The sequence below is a fragment of the Halobellus inordinatus genome (assembly GCF_024464655.1).
Lineage (GTDB): Archaea > Halobacteriota > Halobacteria > Halobacteriales > Haloferacaceae > Haloquadratum > Haloquadratum inordinatus.
This window is the reverse complement of the sequence record NZ_JANHAV010000002.1, coordinates 483,173-501,037: the sequence shown is the minus strand read 5'-3', so window position 1 is coordinate 501,037 and position 17,865 is coordinate 483,173. Positions and strand designations below refer to the sequence as shown.

General features: G+C 65.4%; 15 protein-coding genes and 1 pseudogene. 13 read left to right on the top strand and 3 right to left on the bottom strand.

Features of this window, described 5'->3' with window-relative positions; translation table 11 throughout:
- Positions 1-113: 113 nt before the first annotated feature.
- Complete coding sequence (locus NO347_RS06880) at positions 114-1,241, top strand: DUF373 family protein (protein ID WP_256288916.1); 1,128 nt, start codon at positions 114-116, stop codon at positions 1,239-1,241.
- Positions 1,242-1,275: 34 nt separating this feature from the next.
- Here NO347_RS06880 and NO347_RS06875 read toward each other — a convergent pair whose 3' ends face one another.
- Positions 1,276-2,118 carry a polyprenyl synthetase family protein gene (locus NO347_RS06875; protein WP_256288877.1) on the bottom strand — a complete coding sequence of 281 codons (843 nt, stop codon included), beginning with the start codon at positions 2,116-2,118 and terminating at the stop codon, positions 1,276-1,278.
- Positions 2,119-2,207: 89 nt separating this feature from the next.
- Positions 2,208-3,509, bottom strand: a complete 1,302-nt coding sequence (locus tag NO347_RS06870) for a helix-turn-helix transcriptional regulator (protein ID WP_256288876.1) — start codon at positions 3,507-3,509, stop codon at positions 2,208-2,210.
- A gap of 285 nt (positions 3,510-3,794) precedes the next feature.
- On the opposite strand from NO347_RS06870, the gene NO347_RS06865 reads away from it, so the two are divergent.
- Together NO347_RS06865 and NO347_RS06860 are read left to right on the top strand one after the other, a co-directional pair.
- Positions 3,795-5,183, top strand: coding sequence for a DUF7094 domain-containing protein (locus NO347_RS06865; RefSeq protein WP_256288875.1), 1,389 nt, complete (start codon positions 3,795-3,797; stop codon positions 5,181-5,183).
- A gap of 108 nt (positions 5,184-5,291) precedes the next feature.
- Entirely contained in the window at positions 5,292-5,789 is a 498-nt protein-coding gene (locus NO347_RS06860) for a type IV pilin (protein ID WP_256288874.1), read from the top strand.
- A gap of 67 nt (positions 5,790-5,856) precedes the next feature.
- Here the strand turns inward: NO347_RS06860 and NO347_RS06855 are convergent, their stop codons facing one another.
- On the bottom strand, positions 5,857-6,480 hold the full coding sequence (locus NO347_RS06855; protein ID WP_256288873.1) for a methyltransferase domain-containing protein: 624 nt from the start codon (positions 6,478-6,480) through the stop codon (positions 5,857-5,859).
- A 141-nt stretch (positions 6,481-6,621) separates the two neighbouring features.
- Here NO347_RS06855 and ahaH point away from each other — a divergent pair, with 141 nt between their 5' ends.
- The 10 genes and pseudogenes from ahaH to NO347_RS06805 all read left to right on the top strand — a co-directional run bounded on the left by ahaH (position 6,622) and on the right by NO347_RS06805 (position 17,729).
- Positions 6,622-6,954 carry an ATP synthase archaeal subunit H gene (ahaH, locus tag NO347_RS06850; protein WP_121568459.1) on the top strand — a complete coding sequence of 111 codons (333 nt, stop codon included), beginning with the start codon at positions 6,622-6,624 and terminating at the stop codon, positions 6,952-6,954.
- Positions 6,941-9,217, top strand: a complete 2,277-nt coding sequence (locus NO347_RS06845; protein WP_256288872.1) for a V-type ATP synthase subunit I — start codon at positions 6,941-6,943, stop codon at positions 9,215-9,217. Before ahaH ends, NO347_RS06845 begins: the two co-directional genes overlap by 14 nt.
- Before the next feature lie 274 nt (positions 9,218-9,491).
- Positions 9,492-9,728 (top strand): hypothetical protein, encoded by a 237-nt coding sequence (locus tag NO347_RS06840; RefSeq protein WP_121568461.1) that lies wholly within the window; start codon positions 9,492-9,494, stop codon positions 9,726-9,728.
- Between the two features lie 22 nt (positions 9,729-9,750).
- A complete protein-coding gene (locus tag NO347_RS06835; RefSeq protein WP_256288871.1) occupies positions 9,751-10,332 on the top strand; it encodes a V-type ATP synthase subunit E in 582 nt (193 codons plus the stop codon).
- Positions 10,329-11,375 (top strand): V-type ATP synthase subunit C, encoded by a 1,047-nt coding sequence (locus tag NO347_RS06830; protein WP_256288870.1) that lies wholly within the window; start codon positions 10,329-10,331, stop codon positions 11,373-11,375. Before NO347_RS06835 ends, NO347_RS06830 begins: the two co-directional genes overlap by 4 nt.
- Positions 11,372-11,695: a V-type ATP synthase subunit F gene (locus NO347_RS06825; protein WP_256288869.1), complete on the top strand. Its 324-nt coding sequence runs from the start codon at positions 11,372-11,374 to the stop codon at positions 11,693-11,695. The genes NO347_RS06830 and NO347_RS06825 overlap by 4 nt, the downstream gene beginning before the upstream one ends.
- A gap of 2 nt (positions 11,696-11,697) precedes the next feature.
- Complete coding sequence (locus NO347_RS06820) at positions 11,698-13,455, top strand: ATP synthase subunit A (protein WP_256288868.1); 1,758 nt, start codon at positions 11,698-11,700, stop codon at positions 13,453-13,455.
- A 1-nt stretch (position 13,456) separates the two neighbouring features.
- Positions 13,457-14,878, top strand: a complete 1,422-nt coding sequence (locus NO347_RS06815; protein ID WP_256288867.1) for a V-type ATP synthase subunit B — start codon at positions 13,457-13,459, stop codon at positions 14,876-14,878.
- A gap of 169 nt (positions 14,879-15,047) precedes the next feature.
- Positions 15,048-16,769 (top strand): PAS domain-containing protein, encoded by a 1,722-nt coding sequence (locus tag NO347_RS06810; protein WP_256288866.1) that lies wholly within the window; start codon positions 15,048-15,050, stop codon positions 16,767-16,769.
- 264 nt (positions 16,770-17,033) lie between these two features.
- Positions 17,034-17,729: pseudogene (locus NO347_RS06805) on the top strand (bacteriorhodopsin).
- The last annotated feature ends 136 nt before the right edge of the window (positions 17,730-17,865 follow it).

The window sequence follows — 17,865 nt, the reverse complement described above, 5'->3', positions numbered from 1 at the left end:
TCAAAAGTCGTGCTACTTCGGTCGCGCAGGGACACGCCGGTGCCCGCGGCGCTGGTCCATCGCTCGTGACTGCTCCCGAAAACAGATATACTCCGATGGCGTACGTCCGCCAGATGCTGTTGGTCCTCTGTGTCGACCTCGACGACGACCTCGGTCGCAAGACGGGACTGGATACACCCATCGTCGGCCGGGACCGCGTCGAGTCGGCGGCGGTCGAACTCGCAACCGCCGACCCGGAGGACTCAGACGTCAACGTTCTGTTCCAGGGGATCCACGAGTACGACGCGCTGTACGCCGATCCCGACGTCGACGAGGAAGTGACCGTCGCCGCCGTCACCGGGACACAGGGCGGTGACGTGAAGGCGAACCGCGCGATCGGCGAAGAGATCGACCGCGTCCTCGCCGGCCTCTCGACCGGTGAGAACGTCAGTGCCATCGTCATCACCGACGGCGCACAGGACGAGTCGGTGCTGCCGATCGTCCGCTCGCGGGTTCCCATCGACAGCGTCCGGCGCGTCGTCGTCAGACAGGCGCAGGACTTAGAGTCGATCTACTACACGATGAAGCAAGTCCTCGCGGATCCGGAGACCCGCGGGACGATCCTCGTCCCGCTCGGCATCCTGCTTCTCATCTACCCCTTCGTGACGATCGCGAGCCTCTTCGACGTGCCCGGCGCGGTCGTGCTGGGCATCATCTCGGCGCTGTTGGGTCTGTACACACTCTTTCGGGGCCTGGGGCTCGAAAACGCCGTCGACGACACTGCAGACCGCGTCCGCGACGTGCTCTACGAGGGCCGGGTTACGCTCATCACCTACGTCGCCGCCGCCGCCCTGCTCGTCGTGGGTGGGTTCAGAGGCTACGCGCTCTTCGAGACCGTCCGCGCGAGCGTCCCCGACCCGACGCCGCCGATCGTCCTCGCGGCGCTCGTCCACGGCGCAGTCCAGTGGTTCGCCGCCGCAGGCGTCACCTCCAGTCTCGGACAGGTGACCGACGAGTACCTCGCCGACCAGTTCAAGTGGCGCTACCTCAACGCGCCGTTTTACGTCGTCGCGATCGCGGTCGTCCTCTACGTCGTCTCCGGTTTCTTCCTGCCCCGGGACATCGCCGGCGTCCAGTCGTTCTCGATGACGCAGTTGGCGATCGGGCTCACGGCCGGGACGCTCCTCGGCGTGTTCAGCACGCTCGTGTTCGCGATCGCGGAATCACGGTTCCCGACCGCCGCAGAGGCAGCCAAAGGGTGACTGAGAATGTCGGAGGTCGCGAAAGATATCGGGCTCAGCGCTCGCGGACGACGACGAACTCTGCGAGGTCCTGGAGGTAGCCGAGCGGTTCGCTGTCGTCGACGTTCGACGCCGCGAGGGCCTCGAGCGCCTGCTCGGATTGGTCGTGTGCACGCTGGTTGGCTTCCTCGGCGGACAGGTCGGTGACCTGCACCAGCGAGGGACGGCCCATCTCCTCGTCCTGGCCGGTCGGCTTGCCGAGGTCGGCGGCGTCGGCCGTCGCATCGAGAACGTCGTCGCGGATCTGAAACGCCACGCCGACGCGCTCGGCGTACTCGCCGAACGCCTCGACGGTGAACGGGTCGGCGCCGGCCGCGACGGCACCGAGTTCGGCCGCCGCGCGGAACAGCGCCCCGGTCTTCCGGCGAGCGAGGTCCATATACTCGCGCTCGTTGCTCGGACGGGCGACCAGTTCCGTCGCTTCACCCTCGCCGAGTTCGACCATCGACTCCGCGACGATCTGCGTCGCGTGGTCGTTCCGCGAGAGGAGGGCGAACGCCTCGCCCAGGAGGCCGTCGGAGGCGATGATCGCGGGACCGTAGCCGTACTCGGCCCACGCGCTCGCCGTGCCGCGCCGCACGTCGGAGCGGTCGATGATGTCGTCGATGACGAGCGAGGCGTTGTGGACCAGTTCGATGGCGACGGCGAAGTCGACCGCGTCTGCGGGGTCACCGCCGCACGCTTCACACGCGAGAACCGTGACAGCCGGCCGGACGCGCTTGCCGCCGGCCAGCGCGACGTGTGCCACCTCGTCGGACAGTTCCTGAGGGTCGACCGCCTCGATGACCGCCTCGAGGCGCTCTTCGACCATCGAAACCCGACGCTCCAGGTACTCCATTACCCGTCGCTGAGGATGGCGCAGCAAAAGAGGTTCCGGAAGCGCGTCCGCTTCAGTGGGGGTCCGCTCGCGTTTTGGGACGTGTGTCGTCACGTTCCGTCGCCGGGGACGCCAGTACCACCGGGCGATCCACCGTCGCCGTCCTCTTCGTCTCCCGCACCGTCGGGAAGCGAGATGAGGTTCTCGCGGCCGAGTCGGAGTTTGTCGACCCGACCCTCATCAGCCATCGCCGACAGCAACTGCGAGACCTTGGCGTCGGACCAGCCCGTCTCGTCGACGATCGTCGCCTGCTTCATCCGCCCACCGTTCTGTTCCAGCAGGTGTTCGACCCGCTCTTCGTCGGAGAGCAGCGACAGATCGACCTCGGATTCGACACTGCTCTCGGCGTCGTCTGCGCTCACGGTGCCGTCCGACGCCGCTCCGCCGACCGCTGCCGCGGCTTCGGGTTCCGACGCGGACTCGCCATTTCCGGGCCGCCCGTTCGGCGAGGGACCGCTGTCACCGCCGTTCGGTCCGGCGACGGCCCCAGAGGCGACCGAGGACCGGTCGTCAGAAACGGTAGGCTCCTCCCAGGGAAGCGTGCGGCCGCTCTCCTCACGACCCCGGAGCACCCACGCGCCCGCGAGAAGAATTGCAAGTGCGGCGAAGCCACCGCCCGCGAGAAGACCGATCGGAAGTTCCCCGGCCGGCCCGATGGCGGTGTAGGTGACGCGGAGTTCGCTCGTCTCACCCTCGAAGTCGGACGGTTCTGCGAGGACGATGGCGCTCTCACGCTGCTGGACGGGGATGCTCGTCCCCGTCACCGTGTACCCGTCCGGCGGCCGGATGAGGATCTCCTGGTCGGACCCGAAGACCGAGAGCCACGTCTTTTGATCGTCGCTTTCGGCGGTCGGGAGCGTGAACACGTCGTCGAGGACGAGCGTCTCGTTATCGCCGCGGCGGAGGAAGTTCGTCCACCGGAAAGTGAGCGCGAGCGTGCCGCGACTGTCCGCCTCGTCGATCGAACTGTGATACGTGACGTTCTCGATCGCCATCGGCCGACCGGTCGACTCGCTCGCTCGGTCCGCGAGCGACCGAAAGAGCACGATGTCCGGTCCGGCGTTCGCTTCGCCCGCTTCGTACTGCCTCGCGAGCGTCTCGAAGGCGCGCGTCTCGTTTTCGGAATCGAGCGCGTAGTGCGTCTCGACGCGCCAGGACGCGCTCCGGTCCGAACGGAGCGAGATGTCGACCGTGGTCCGCGGTTGCGTGGCGTCCGATCCGTCGTCCACTTGCGGAACCGGGGCCGAGTCACCCAGCGCGGCCGTCTGTGACGCGTCCAGAGCGAGCGCTGATGCTGGGGCGACCGCGGCGACGACGACGAGGAGGGCCAACCACAGCGCGGGCGTCCGCATTTGACGAAACTGCACGTGGAACGCTCAAAACGCTTTCCATCAACCGCCTCTCACGCCCCGATCGCACTGTCTCGGCGCCGGAGCGTACCTCTCGGTCCGTCTCATAGGGATTATCGTAACTGTTCGGAGATTCTCGCCGTACCGTCCGGCGAGAAATCTATGGAGACGTACGATAATCCCTATCAGACCCGTTCGCGGCCTTCCCCGTCGTGGCCCCGTAACCGCAGCGGCGTGAACTGCGACGAAAGGCGTCGTTTTTAGTAACGTCACGGCATATCTCGCGATATGCGTGCCGTTTCCCTCTCGCTCGCCCTCCTCTTGGTCCTCTCGGCAGTCGTCGGCGCAGTGCCGGCGCTGTCGGACGCGGACGGAGCGTCTGCCCCGTCGATCGACGGGTCGACACCGTCTGCGTCGTCGGTGTCGGCTCCAGTGCCGTCGGCCGCACAACCGACTGAGCGGTTGGGCCCCGGAGGCGGCACACCGGCACAAGTGGTCGATGCGAACGCCAGCGAGGCGCAGATCAACGTCCTCGGAATCCCGTCCGCGGAGTCGACCCGGAGCACGCTCGAAACCGAGTACGTCGAGCTCGGGAGCGGCCTCGCGTTCTCGTCGGCCACGACCGACGCTCACCTGGCAACGGCAACGGCGGTCGAACGGATCGAGTCCGCGGAGACGACCGAGGCACGCCAGCGCTACCTGTTGCAGGAGGTCAGCGGGATCGAACAGCAGATCGTCGCTCTGCGCGCACGTCAGCAACAAGCCGTCGCTGCATACGGCCGCGACGAACTCCCGCCGCGGCGGTTCCTCTACGAACTCGCACTGATCGACGCCGAGGCGCGTGAGCTCGAACAGCGGCGGGACCGACTCGAATCCCTCGCCCGGTCGACGCCCGGATTCAGCATCTCCTCGGCGCGGTTCGGGAACATCGGGCTCGAGTTGAACACGCTGAGCGGTCCCGTCCGTGGCTACGCGGGATCCGTTCTCCGCGGCGAGGCCGCTTCCGCGCGGTTCTACGTGCAGACCGGAGCCGACAGCGTCACGCTCAGCGTCATCCGCGACGGCACGTACGTCCGCGAGACGTACCGCGGGGCGCTCCGGCAGGGCGACAGCAGCGGCCCGTTCTCGCTCGCGGAGGCGGTCAACGCGACCGAGCAAGCGTACCCGACGATCGCGGCGCTCCGTCTCCGCGACGATACGCTCGGGAACCCCGACAGCGACAGCACGCGTGTCACGATCGAGCACCAGCGCGGCCGCCTCGTCGCCTTCGTCGACAGCGGAAGTCAGCGCGTGTTCGAGGAGTACCAGTACCGGCCGCTCGACCAAGTCCGGACGGGCTCCTCGACGTCGGCCGTCAAGGATGCGCTGAACTTGACGGCGCACCGGACCTACCCCGGCGGCCCCGTGCGGCTACAACTCAACAGCACGACGACCGGCGATCCCGTCGACGCCCAGATCACGGTCGGGCCGGCCGGTGGTCGGAGTTCGGTTGTCGGACGGACGGGCGAAGACGGATCGCTGTGGACGCTCGCGCCGAGCGGGACGTACCAGGTGACAGCCATCGACGGGAGTTCGGTCGTCCTGCTCTCGGTCGAGCCGACGGCGACGCCCAGCGTCTACGGACCGGTCAACAACAGCACCGGGAGTGGCGGAACCGCGACGACAGCCGGTTTCTGAGCGACCAGCGAGCGGGAAGCCGAGCCGACTGAACCCCAACGTCACCTCGTCCGGCGGCGGTGAGGCCGGCTCCGAACGTTCATCACCGATCGGGCGGCCACACCCCCCGTGAGGACCCGTGCTTCGGCTCCGGTGATCGGCGTGGTCGTCCTGCTTCTCGTCGGTATCGTCTTAGGCGGCGTCGTCGCGGCCGGTGCCGAAGCCGTCGCGACGGCGACGGGGGGCGTGGCGGCCGGCAGCGATGCGCGCGATACTGCGCGTCCGGGCCCAGTTGCAGTGTCGCTCTATGTAGACGGCGACACGGTCGCACTGACCCACGAGGCCGGCGCACCGCTTCGACTCGCGAGGGTTCGTCTCGTCGTCGAAATAAACGGAGAGCCGCTGGCGCACCAGCCGCCTGTCCCCTTCTTCGCCGCGTCTGGGTTCGGAGGCGGGCCGACTGGCCCGTTCAACGTCGCGAGCGACGGGGTCTGGGCGGTCGGTGAGACAGGGTCATTTCGAATCGCCGGAACGAACGATCCGCAGTTGGAGCCCGGGCGAACCGTGTCGGTCACGGTCTACGTCGGTGAGAATCGGGTGAGCCGCGTCCGCGGGACCGTCGATTGACGCCGGAGGCCCGTTCCGGTCGCTCGATCCGCGTATCTCGATTGTAGTCTGGTTTTTGGGGTCTGGTTTATTTCTCTGGCGCGCGTGCGATGGTCGTGATCGCCCGTGGGCTCCCCGGATACGCCTGCTGGATGTGGTGTTCGATGTCGACGAAGCCGGCTTCCTCGAACATCCGCTGGGCTTCCTCCTCGTCGTAGAACAGCATAATCGCGTCCGCGAGGTGCTGGAAGAGCGAGTTGCTCGGGTAGTCCGGTCCGACGACCAAGACCCGGTGTCCGGGTTTGACGACCCGCCGGAACTCCTCGAGCGCGGCCACGGGATTCGGCCAGTACTCGATCGACCCCGACGACCAGATCACGTCGAAGGAGTCGTCTGCGAACGGGAGCCGCTCGGCGTCGCCGCGGTAGAATCGCACGCGGTCGCGCGTGCCGAACTTCTCGAACGCCTTCTCCATCTGGTGGCGGCTCTGATCGAGCCCGTGGACGTCGTCGGTGTAGCGAAGCAGCCCCTCGGTGGCGAATCCGGTGCCGCACCCGACGTCGAGGACGCGGTCGTCGGGCTGGATGGCGAGCCACTCCAGCGCCTCGTCGCGCATCTCCTCGTTCCAGATGAAGGGGTTGATCCGGTCGTACACCTTCGAGAGGTACTTGTAGAACAGGCGCGCGTTGGCCTTGTCTTCGAGGACTCCCATTGGACGGCGGTTAGAACGGGAGAATCATAACGGTGCGGATCCGAGTCGCGGGGCGTCACGGACGACGCAACGCCGAGGCTTCCCGGGTGTGTTCCGCAAACACCTTATACAGCGCTTGCGCAACGTTTCGGTGATACGAGTATGCCGAGACCAGAGGTTCTCGAACGGATCAAAACGGCTGAATCCGAGGCTGACGACATCGTTGCAGAGGCCGAGGACGATCGCGACGAGCGAATCGAGGCGGCTCGGCGCGAAGCCGAAGAGATCCGCAACGAGGCAGAACAAGAGGCCGACGAGTACGAAGAGAAACGGCTCACAGAGGCCCGCGAGGAGATCGAAACGGAGCGTCAAGAGCTCCTCGAGGAGGGCCAGGAAGCGCGCAAGAAACTGGTCGCGTCGGCCGAGGAGAACGCCGACGAGGCGGTCGAATACGCGATCAGTCAGTTCGAGGAGGCGGTAAATGCTCAGACCTGAGCAGATGAGCAAAGTCTCGGTGACGGGATCAAAGGCCGTGATGGACGAGGTCATCGAGACCGCTCACGGACTGAACCTCCTGCACGTCACCGAGTACGACGGCTCCTGGGACGGCTTCGAGCCGGGCGATCCGGTCGAAGGCGCCGAGGAGTCCTCCGATCGCCTCGTCACCGTCCGCTCGCTGGAGAGCATCCTCGACGTCGACGAAGAGGACGCGGGACCGACGCGCATCGTCACCGAGGAGGCGCTCGACGAGGAACTCGAGGAGATCCGGACGCGGGTCAACGAACTCGACGACCGACGGCAGGAACTCCGACAGGAGATCCGCGACGTGGAGGATCAACTCGACGCGATCGATCCGTTCGTGGATCTCGGCATCGACCTCGACCTGTTGTCGGGGTACGACACGCTACAGGTCGCCGTCGGCGACGGCGACCGCGACACGATCGAGCGGGCGATCATCGACGCCGACGACCTCCGCTCGCACGAAATATTCACCGGTGACGGCGTCCTCGGGGTCTTCGCGCGGCCGACGCCCGACGCCGACGACTCCGCGCTCGTCGACGCGCTCGTCAGCGCGGACTTCTCCTCCTATGAGATCCCGGACTGGGAGGGGACGCCGAGCGAGTACAAAAAGGAGCTCGAACACGAGAAACAGCAGCTCGAATCGAAGCTCTCGACGGTCGAGAACGAACTGGAAGCCGAGAAGATGGATGCGGCGGGCTTCCTGCTCGCTGCCGAGGAGAAACTCTCGATCGACGTCCAAAAGACCGAAGCGCCGCTCTCCTTCGCGACGACCGAGAACGCCTTCATCGCCGAAGGCTGGATCCCGAGCGAGCGCTACACCGAGTTCAAGGGCGCGATCAAAGACGTCGTCGGCGAGCGCGCCGAGATCGAGGAGATCGAACGCGCGACGTTCTCGAAGGACGGAACCGATCACGTGCGCGAAGACGTGTCTGCCGGCGGCAGCGGCGGTGCGGGGTCGCCCGCGGCCGCCGACGGCGGCTCGAACGCCGACGCACGCGCCGACGGCGGCAGCCCGGTCGTGATGGCCGACGACGAACCGCCGACGGTGCAGGACAACCCCGGCGCCGTCAAGCCGTTCGAGATCCTGGTTCAGGCGGTCAACCGGCCGAGCTACTACGAGTTCGATCCGACGATCGTGCTCTTTCTCACGTTCCCGGCGTTCTTCGGCTTCATGATCGGGGACCTCGGTTACGGCCTCATTTACACTGGGATCGGCTACTATCTCTACACCGCCTTCGCGGACCGACCGGCCTTCCGGAGTATGGGCGGCGTCACGATCGCCGCCGGTGTGTTCACGGCGATTTTCGGGATCCTCTACGGCGAGATCTTCGGCCTGCACCTGATCTCGACGTACTTCTGGGAGGGTGCGCTCGGAATGGCACACCCGCCGATCGAGAAGGGACTCTCGCCCGAGGGCATCGACTGGGCCCGCGGTTGGCTCGTCGTGAGCGTGCTGATCGGGATCTTCCACCTCAACGTCGCGTGGATCTTCGGGTTCCTCGAAGACCTCGAACTGCACGACCTCGAACACGCCATCTACGAGAACGGCTCGTGGCTCCTGATGATGAACGGCTTGTGGGTGTGGGTCTTCAGCGACGCGCTCCGTAGCGTCGCTCCGGAGTTCCTCTACACCACGTTCGCGAGCGACGGCGTGCTGCCGCTCGGGTTCAGCGGCTTCCCGGCGATGGAGATCTTCACCATCCCGGGCGTTGGACCGATTACTATCCCGCTCGTGGTGTTCCTCATCGGCCTCGTCCTCCTCGCAGTCGGCGAGCCGATCGAGGCCGTCGAGTTCCTGAACGTGCTCGTGAACGTCCTCTCGTACACGCGTATCGCCGCGGTGCTGCTGGCGAAGGCAGGAATGGCCTTCACGGTCAACCTGCTGTTCTTCGGCGTGTACGTCGACAGCCACGGCGGCTGGCACTTCGGCCTCGGCGGGATGCCGGACGCCGCCGCCGTCGCGGCGCTCGGGCCGGGTGAAACCCTGAGCTACCACGGCTACGAGGTGACCGAAATTATGTTCGGCGGGCTCGTCCACGGCGACGCCGCGACGATCCTGATCGGCCTCCTGGTGCTCGTCCTCGGCCACCTGCTCGTCCTCGCGCTCGGTGTCACGAGCGCGGGCCTGCAGGCGGTGCGTCTCGAGTACGTCGAGTTCTTCAACAAGTTCTTCGACGGCGGCGGCCGCGAGTACGAGCCTTTCGGCTACGAACGGCGCTTCACGACCGAAGACTGAGCAGACCAACGAACCTCCTCGCCGACGCAGCGTGCGTCGGCGACCACTCATCTGACGGCAGACGCATCCGACCGCACCGCAGGCGGGACTCGCTCTATGCGACCCGGTCGCTGCGGCGCGACTAGCGGCGCAGCCAATTCCTCGAATCGACGAATACGGCCGAGTGCGGCCGCTTCTGTCCCCGATACGGCGAGTTAGTTTGGGAAGCTTTATGAGATGCCTCTGTTCAATTACGCACGTTCGGAGACGACTATCCGGTCGAAAATTTAAGACAATGTACGCACTCCTACAGGAAGCTCAGGCAGCTGCACCGGCTCTCGAACCAACCGCCGCCGCCGCGATCGCGGTCGGCCTCGCCGCCTTCGGTGCGGGTTACGCCGAGCGTGGTATCGGCGCCGCAGCGATGGGCGCCATCGCTGAAGACAACGATCTCTTCGTCAACGGTCTCATCCTGACCGTCCTGCCGGAGACACTCGTCATCCTCGCGCTCGTCGTCGTATTCCTGGTCTAACCGCCCCCGCCTCTTTCCATCAATGAGTTTGGACAACGTCGTCGAAGACATCCGAGACGAAGCCCGCGCGCGTGCGGAGGAAATACGCGAGCAGGGTGAGCGCCGCGCCGAGGACATCGTCGAGACGGCCGAGACGGACGCCGACGAACTCCTCGAGGCGCGAAAGGCCGACGTCGAGCGCCAGATCGAACAGGAACGCGAACAGGCGCTCTCGAGCGCGAAGCTCGAAGCGAAACAGGAGCGGCTCGAAGCCCGCCGCGACGTCCTCGAAGACGTACGCCAGCGGGTCAAGGACGAACTCGTCGAGCTCCCCAGTGAGAAGCGCGAAACGCTTACCCGGACGCTCCTCGAGGACGCGACCACGGAGTTTGCTGAGGGCGAGTCGGTGTCGGTCTACGGCCGCGCCGACGACGCGGAACTGCTCGAAGAGCTCGCCGACGAGTACGACGGCTTCGAGTACGCCGGCGAGTACGACTGTCTCGGCGGCGTCGTCGTCGAGGGAGCCGACTCCCGCGTTCGCGTGAACAACACCTTCGACTCGGTTCTTGCAGGCGTCTGGGAGGATAACCTCAAGAACGTGAGCGAGATCCTGTTCGAACAATGAGTACCGCCGGCGGTTCCAACCCGGAGTACGTGACGGCCCGCGTCAGGGCGCGTCGAAGCGCGCTGTACGGGGACGAAGAGTACCGCAAGCTGATTCGGATGGGGCCGGCCGAGATCGCCCGGTTTATGGAGGAGTCCGACTACGAGTCCGAGATCAACGCGCTCGGATCGCGACACTCGGGCGTCGATCTCATCGAGTACGCGCTCAACCGGAACCTCGCGAAGCAGTTCGACGATCTGCTTCGGTGGGCCGACGGGCGTCTCTACGACCTCATCGCGCGGTACCTACGCAAGTTCGACGCGTGGAACGTCAAGACCGTCATCCGCGGCCTCTACTCGGAGGCCGACCGGGACGCGATTGCCGACGATCTCATCCGTGCTGGCGAGTTCGACGATCAACTGCTCGATCAGTTGCTCGATGCGCCGAGCATCGAGGACGTCGTCGACCGCCTCTCGGGAACGATCTTCGGTCCCGGGCTCGCGGAGGCCTACGAGGACTACGAGGACACCGGTGTCCTCGTGCCCCTCGAGAACGCGGTCGATCGAACGTACTACGACCACCTCCTCGAAGGGCTCGTCGTCGACGAAGCGACCCAGCAGTACCGCGAGTTCCTCGAAGCCGAGATCGACTTCCGGAACGCCCGGAACGCGCTGCGCCTCGCACAGAGCGGCGCGGACATCGACCCCGCCGACTACTACATCGACGGCGGCTCGCTGTTCTCGGCGAGCGAACTCGCGACGCTGGCGCAGAACCGCGACGAGCTCGTGTCGGCGATCCGTGAGTCGAAGTACGGAGACGAACTCTCGGAGGCGCTCGACGAACTCGAAGCCATCGACAGTCTCATCGGCTTCGAGCGCGCGCTCGACGCCGTCCTGTTGAAGTACACGGACGCACTCGGGCACGTGTTCCCGCTCTCGATCACGCCGATCGCCTCCTACATCCTCGCGAAGGAACGCGAGGTCGACAACATTCGGGCGATCGCACGCGGACGCGAGGCGGGGCTCTCCGAGGAGCAGATCGAACAGGAATTGGTGATCCTATGAGCCAGGAGATCGCCGTCGTCGGAAGTCCGGACTTCACGACCGGGTTCCGCCTCGCGGGCGTCCGGAAGTTCGAGACGGTTTCCGACGAAGAGAAAGACGAACAGCTCGACGAGGCCGTGACGGACGTACTCGAAGACGAAGACGTCGGCATCGTGGTGATGCACGACGACGACCTCGAGTACCTCTCCCGATCGGTCCGCAACGCCGTCGAGACCAGCATCGAACCGACGCTGGTCACCCTCGGCGGCGGCGCGGGCGCAGGCGGCCTCCGCGACCAGATCAAACGAGCCATCGGTATCGATCTGATGGAGGAAGACTAACTATGAGCCAGACAGCACAAACCGTCCGCGAAGACGGTATTATCTCGAGCGTGAGTGGTCCCGTCGTGACCGCCCGCGATCTCGACGCCCGGATGAACGACGTCGTCTATGTGGGCGACGAGGGTCTGATGGGCGAGGTTATCGAGATCGAGGGCGACACGACGACGATTCAAGTGTACGAAGAGACCTCGGGCATCAGTCCGGGCGAGCCAGTCGAGAGCACGGGCGAACCCCTGAGTGTCGACCTCGGTCCGGGACTTCTCGACACCATCTACGACGGCGTCCAGCGTCCGCTGGACGTCCTCGAAGACAAGATGGGAAGTCCCTACCTCGACCGCGGCGTCGACGCGCCGGGGATCGAACTCGACAAAGAGTGGGAGTTCGAGCCCGAAGTCGAGGAAGGCGACGTCGTCGAGACCGGTGACGTCGTCGGCATCGTCGAGGAGACAGTCACCATCGATCACAAGGTGATGGTCCCGCCGGACTACGAGGGTGGCGAAGTCGTCGCCGTCGAGTCCGGCTCGTTCACTGTCGACGAGACGGTCGTCGAACTCGACAACGGCGAAGAGGTCCAGATGCGACAGGAGTGGCCGGTCCGTGAGGCCCGCCCCACCGTCGAGAAGAAGACCCCGCGAACGCCACTCGTCTCTGGACAGCGCATCCTCGACGGCCTGTTCCCGATCGCGAAGGGCGGAACGGCCGCGATTCCGGGGCCGTTCGGCTCCGGGAAGACGGTCACCCAGCACCAGCTCGCGAAGTACGCCGACGCCGACATCATCATCTACGTCGGCTGTGGCGAGCGCGGGAACGAGATGACCGAAGTCATCGACGACTTCCCCGAGCTGGAAGACCCCTCGACCGGGAACCCGCTTATGGCCCGGACGTCGCTCATCGCGAACACCTCGAACATGCCCGTCGCCGCGCGTGAATCCTGCGTGTACACGGGGATCACCATCGCGGAGTTCTACCGCGACATGGGCTACGACGTCGCGCTGATGGCCGACTCCACCTCGCGGTGGGCCGAGGCGATGCGTGAGATCTCCTCGCGTCTCGAGGAGATGCCCGGCGAGGAAGGGTACCCCGCGTACCTGGCCGCGCGCCTCTCGCAGTTCTACGAGCGCGCCGGCTACTTCGAGAACGTCAACGGGACCGAGGGATCGGTCTCTGCGATCGGTGCGGTCTCGCCGCCCGGCGGCGACTTCTCCGAGCCGGTCACGCAGAACACCCTGCGTATCGTGAAGACGTTCTGGGCGCTGGACGCAGACCTCGCCGAGCGTCGACACTTCCCCTCGATCAACTGGAACGAGTCGTACTCGCTGTACAAAGATCAGCTCGACCCCTGGTTCCAGGACGAAGTCGCCGACGACTGGCCAGAGAAGCGCCAGTGGGCGGTCGACGTCCTCGACGAGGAGACCGAACTGCAAGAGATCGTACAGCTCGTCGGGAAGGACGCGCTGCCGGAGGACCAGCAGCTGACCCTCGAGGTCGCTCGCTACCTGCGTGAGGCGTACCTCCAGCAGAACGCCTTCCACCCGGTCGACACCTACTGTCCGCCGGAGAAGACGTACCTGATGCTGACGACGATCCAGACGTTCAACGACGAGGCGTTCGACGCGCTGGAAGCCGGCGTCCCGGTCGACGAGATCATCGACATCGACGCCGCCCCGAACATCAACCGGATCGGCGTCCAGGAAGACTACGAAGAGTACGTCGACGAGCTCAAATCGGAGATCACCGAACAGCTCCGGAGCCTCTACTGATATGAAAGAGTACCAAACCATCACCGAGATCAGCGGTCCGCTGGTGTACGCCGAGGTCGACGAAGCCATCGGTTACGACGAGATCGTCGAGATCGAAACGGCCCAGGGCGAGACGCTGCGCGGTCAGGTGCTCGAATCCTCGGACGGCGTCGTCGCCATCCAGGTCTTCGAGGGCACCAGTGGTATCGACCAGCACGCATCGGTTCGCTTCCTCGGCGAGACGATGAAGATGCCCGTCACCGAGGATCTGCTCGGACGGGTTCTCGACGGATCCGGCCGCCCGATCGACGGCGGCCCCGACATCGTCCCCGACGAGCGACAGGACATCGTCGGCGCGGCGATCAACCCCTACTCCCGGGAGTACCCCGAGGAGTTCATCGAGACGGGCGTCTCCGCAATCGACGGGATGAACACGCTCGTCCGCGGGCAGAAGCTCCCGATCTTCTCCAGTTCGGGCCAGCCCCACAGCGAACTGGCGATGCAGATCGCTCGTCAGGCGAGCGTGCCCGAAGAAGAGGAAGGCGAAGGAGAAGGCTCCGAGTTCGCCGTCATCTTCGGCGCGATGGGTATCACCCAGGAAGAGGCCAACGAGTTCATGGAGGACTTCGAGCGTACGGGCGCACTCGAACGCTCTGTCGTCTTCATGAACCTCGCGGACGACCCCGCCGTCGAGCGGACGGTCACCCCGCGGATGGTCCTCACCACCGCCGAGTACCTCGCCTTCGAGAAGGACTACCACGTCCTCGTCATCCTCACCGACATGACCAACTACTGCGAGGCGCTCCGTGAGATCGGCGCGGCTCGTGAAGAGGTCCCGGGCCGCCGTGGCTACCCCGGATACATGTACACCGACCTGGCGCAGCTCTACGAGCGCGCCGGCCGGATCGAGGGTCGTGAGGGGTCTGTCACCCAGATTCCGATCCTCACGATGCCCGGCGACGACGACACGCACCCGATTCCGGACCTGACCGGGTACATCACCGAGGGACAGATCTACGTCGACCCCGACCTCAACAGTCAGGGGCTCCAGCCTCCGGTGAACGTCCTGCCCAGCCTCTCGCGGCTGATGGACGACGGTATCGGCGAGGGCCTCACCCGCGCGGACCACGGCGACGTCTCCGACCAGATGTACGCCGCGTACGCCGAGGGTGAGGACCTGCGCGACCTCGTGAACATTGTCGGTCGCGAGGCGCTCTCAGAGCGTGACAACAAGTACCTCGACTTCGCCGACCGCTTCGAGGAGGAGTTCATCGACCAGGGCTTCGAGACCAACCGCGAACTCGAAGAGACCCTCGAGATCGGGTGGGACCTCCTCTCGATGCTGCCGAAAGAGGAACTCAACCGGGTCGACGAGGACTTCATCGAGGAGTACTACCGCGAAGACGCCGGTGGCGAGACCGAAGCGGAAGCGACCGCCGACTGATCGCGGGCGGCGATTTTTCGACTTTCTTTGCGGCTCAGCGAGCACTCACACTCCCGCGAGTGACTGCTCTCGGCCCCCGCGAGAACCTCTATGCGGGTTGCTCGGGTGGGCTCGCTCGCGTCCCCGAATCGGCCACACACGTTTTACTGCATCCCTCGCTATCTAGCCTATGACACAGCGGTCGGAGGCGGACGTGCGGGTGCGGTCGGGTGTGGCACGGGAGCGGCCCGAAACCGACTCGCGGACGATGTCTGCGAGTACCGACGCCGTCGACGAGTCGCTGAAGACGCGCACGATGGACGAAGCCCCGGTGGGAATCACCATCGCCGACGCGACGAAGCCGGATATGCCGCTCGTGTACGCGAACGCCGCGTTCGAGCGGATCACCGGCTACGCACCGGAGTACGCGGTCGGGCGAAACTGCCGGTTTCTGCAGGGAGAGGCGACGCGTGCGAAACCCGTCGCACAGATGCGAGCTGCCATCGAAGACGGGCAGGCCACCACCGTCGTGCTTCGGAACTATCGGAAAAACGGCGAGCTGTTCTGGAACGAGGTGACGATCGCGCCACTGTACGATGAGACGGGCGAGATCGCCTACTACGTCGGATTCCAACAGGACGTCACGCGCCGAAAACGCGCCGAGCAGGCTGCTGCGGATCGGGCCGAACGGATCGAACGGGAACGCACCGCACAAAAGCATCTCCTCGAACGGCTCGATGGCATCGTCGCAGAGGTCACGGACGCAGTAACCCAGTCACAGTCACGGAGTGACCTGCAGCGTGAAGCCGTCCAGGCGATCGGAGAAGTCTACGCCGGCGCGTGGTTCGGAGCGTACGATCCCTCGATCGAAGCGGTCGAGCCCGACGAGGTAGTCGGAGAAACGGACGTCCCCCAGGGCAGTCGGTTCGTCGTCGGCGACGTGACTTCGATGGGCGGGGGTGACGGCGACGTCGGCAACGGGGACGAATCGCGCAACCCGGTCGAACGGGCCGTGGCCGGCGCGCTCGCCGAACGCCACGTCCGCATCGAATCTCTCGGCGGGGACACCGAAGCGGCGTTGACGTCGGTCGCCGCCGTGCCGTTGCACTACGGGGAGGCGACGTACGGCGTCGTTTGCGTGTACGTTCGAAACGACGGATTCGACGACCACGAGCGGGCCATTCTGGCGGCACTGGGGCGAACCCTCGCAACCGGGATCAACGCACACGAGACCCAGCGGACGCTCCAGACGCAGGAGACCGTCGAACTGCGGCTCGCACTCGGTGACCACCCGTTGGCCGGGTTCGCCACCGATCTGCAGAGTCAACTGCAGTACGCCGGCAGCGTCGGCGACAAAGACCGGTCGACGATGCTGTTCGAGGTGGCCGAGCCGACGGCACAACTCGACGGGGAGGCAGTACACGGCGCGGCCGCAAAACGCGACGACATCGAGGTCGATACGGTGCTCGCCGAGACCACCTGTGGACCCGTGATCGAACTCGCGGTGACCGATCCGACGCTGCAGGAACTGCTCACAGCGCACAGTGGCGAACTCCGTGCAGCCGTGATCGAGCCCGGGATCGCTCGTGTGACGGTCGAAGTGGGCCGGGAAGCGCTCGCCCAGTCGTTGGCTGCAGCCGCGATGGAGCGCTTCGAAAGCGCAGAGGTGATCAGCTACTGTCGTCGCGAGACGCGTGACGACACGGGCCAGGGGTTCGTCGCCGAGCTGGAATCGGAATTGACAGATCGACAGCACGCCGCGTTCCTTCGGGCCTACGCGGCCGGCTACTTCGAGTGGCCCCACGACACCAGCGGCGAGGAACTCGCCGAGTCGATGGGCGTCTGCCGATCGACGTTCCACCAGCATCTGCGAGCGGCGCAGCGAAAGGTCGCGGCCGCGCTGTTCGATTGACGTACCGCCGCGAGACGTGCCGAAACGCATCGAGACACGACGGAGTCGGCAACTTCTATACGCCCAGTTTCCGAGAAACACAACAGCGTTGCAGCCGCGTGATCTCCCCGACAACGGTCAACAGTTGTGTACGGGGGTCCGTGCCGTCTAATCGAAGCCCAACTAGTTGGGAACACTGCTTACAACTCTTACCTGCAAATTTTGGGACGCAATATGCCACAACCAGGTAGTGAATCGATATGGCTCTGGCTCGGAACGCTCGGGATGTTCCTGGGAATGCTGTACTTCATCGCCAGGGGCTGGTGAGAAACAGACAGACGGCGACAGGAGTTCTACATCGTCACGATATTCATCACCGCCATCGCATTTGTAAACTATCTTGCGATGGCGTTGGGATTCGGGTTGACGATAGTGGAGGTCGGCGGCGAGGAACTGCCGATCTACTGGGCCCGGTACACTGACTGGTTCTTCACGACACCGCTTTTGCTCATCGACCTCGGGCTGCTCGTCGGGGCGAACCGGAACGAGCTCTCCTCGCTGGTCGGGCTGGATATGCTGATGATCGGAACGGGCGTCGTCGCGACGCTGTCCGCCGGTCCCGGCTTCCTCAGCGAGGGCGCACGCCGACTGATCTGGTGGGGGATCTCCACCGGCTTCCTGCTGGTGCTGCTGTACATGCTGTACGGCTCCCTCGACGAGAAAGCGAGCAAACTCACCGGCGACGCCGCGTCGACGTTCAGCACGCTCCGTACGCTGATCGTCGTCGTCTGGCTGGTCTACCCCGTCTGGTGGATCGTCGGCACGGAAGGCCTACAGCTCGTGTCGCTCAACATCGAGACGGCCGGATTTATGGTCCTGGACCTGGTCGCAAAGGTCGGATTCGGGATCATCCTGCTGTCGAGCCGTGAGGTGCTCGACGCTGCCGGGGCGCGAGCGTCGAGCGCCGAACCGGCAGACTAATCGACGAGCACCGTCGATTCGAACGCAGCACCGAACGCGTACCCCGCCCACCCCGCGTTCGCAGTCTGGACCGTACGCCGACGCGTGAGTCGACGGCGCCGAGACGACGCAGACGGCCGCCAACGAGACGAGATTA

What these genes read in the sequence shown, in the direction of transcription:
- NO347_RS06815 (WP_256288867.1), top strand. Translation starts at nt 13,457, where the DNA reads ATGAAAGAGTACCAAACCATCACCGAGATCAGCGGTCCGCTGGTGTAC.
- NO347_RS06820 (WP_256288868.1), top strand. Translation starts at nt 11,698, where the DNA reads ATGAGCCAGACAGCACAAACCGTCCGCGAAGACGGTATTATCTCGAGC.
- NO347_RS06875 (WP_256288877.1), bottom strand. Translation starts at nt 2,118, where the DNA reads ATGGAGTACCTGGAGCGTCGGGTTTCGATGGTCGAAGAGCGCCTCGAG.
- NO347_RS06880 (WP_256288916.1), top strand. Translation starts at nt 114, where the DNA reads ATGCTGTTGGTCCTCTGTGTCGACCTCGACGACGACCTCGGTCGCAAG.
- NO347_RS06825 (WP_256288869.1), top strand. Translation starts at nt 11,372, where the DNA reads ATGAGCCAGGAGATCGCCGTCGTCGGAAGTCCGGACTTCACGACCGGG.
- NO347_RS06865 (WP_256288875.1), top strand. Translation starts at nt 3,795, where the DNA reads ATGCGTGCCGTTTCCCTCTCGCTCGCCCTCCTCTTGGTCCTCTCGGCA.
- NO347_RS06840 (WP_121568461.1), top strand. Translation starts at nt 9,492, where the DNA reads ATGTACGCACTCCTACAGGAAGCTCAGGCAGCTGCACCGGCTCTCGAA.
- NO347_RS06855 (WP_256288873.1), bottom strand. Translation starts at nt 6,480, where the DNA reads ATGGGAGTCCTCGAAGACAAGGCCAACGCGCGCCTGTTCTACAAGTAC.
- NO347_RS06870 (WP_256288876.1), bottom strand. Translation starts at nt 3,509, where the DNA reads ATGCGGACGCCCGCGCTGTGGTTGGCCCTCCTCGTCGTCGTCGCCGCG.
- NO347_RS06830 (WP_256288870.1), top strand. Translation starts at nt 10,329, where the DNA reads ATGAGTACCGCCGGCGGTTCCAACCCGGAGTACGTGACGGCCCGCGTC.
- ahaH (WP_121568459.1), top strand. Translation starts at nt 6,622, where the DNA reads ATGCCGAGACCAGAGGTTCTCGAACGGATCAAAACGGCTGAATCCGAG.
- NO347_RS06845 (WP_256288872.1), top strand. Translation starts at nt 6,941, where the DNA reads ATGCTCAGACCTGAGCAGATGAGCAAAGTCTCGGTGACGGGATCAAAG.
- NO347_RS06810 (WP_256288866.1), top strand. Translation starts at nt 15,048, where the DNA reads ATGACACAGCGGTCGGAGGCGGACGTGCGGGTGCGGTCGGGTGTGGCA.
- NO347_RS06835 (WP_256288871.1), top strand. Translation starts at nt 9,751, where the DNA reads ATGAGTTTGGACAACGTCGTCGAAGACATCCGAGACGAAGCCCGCGCG.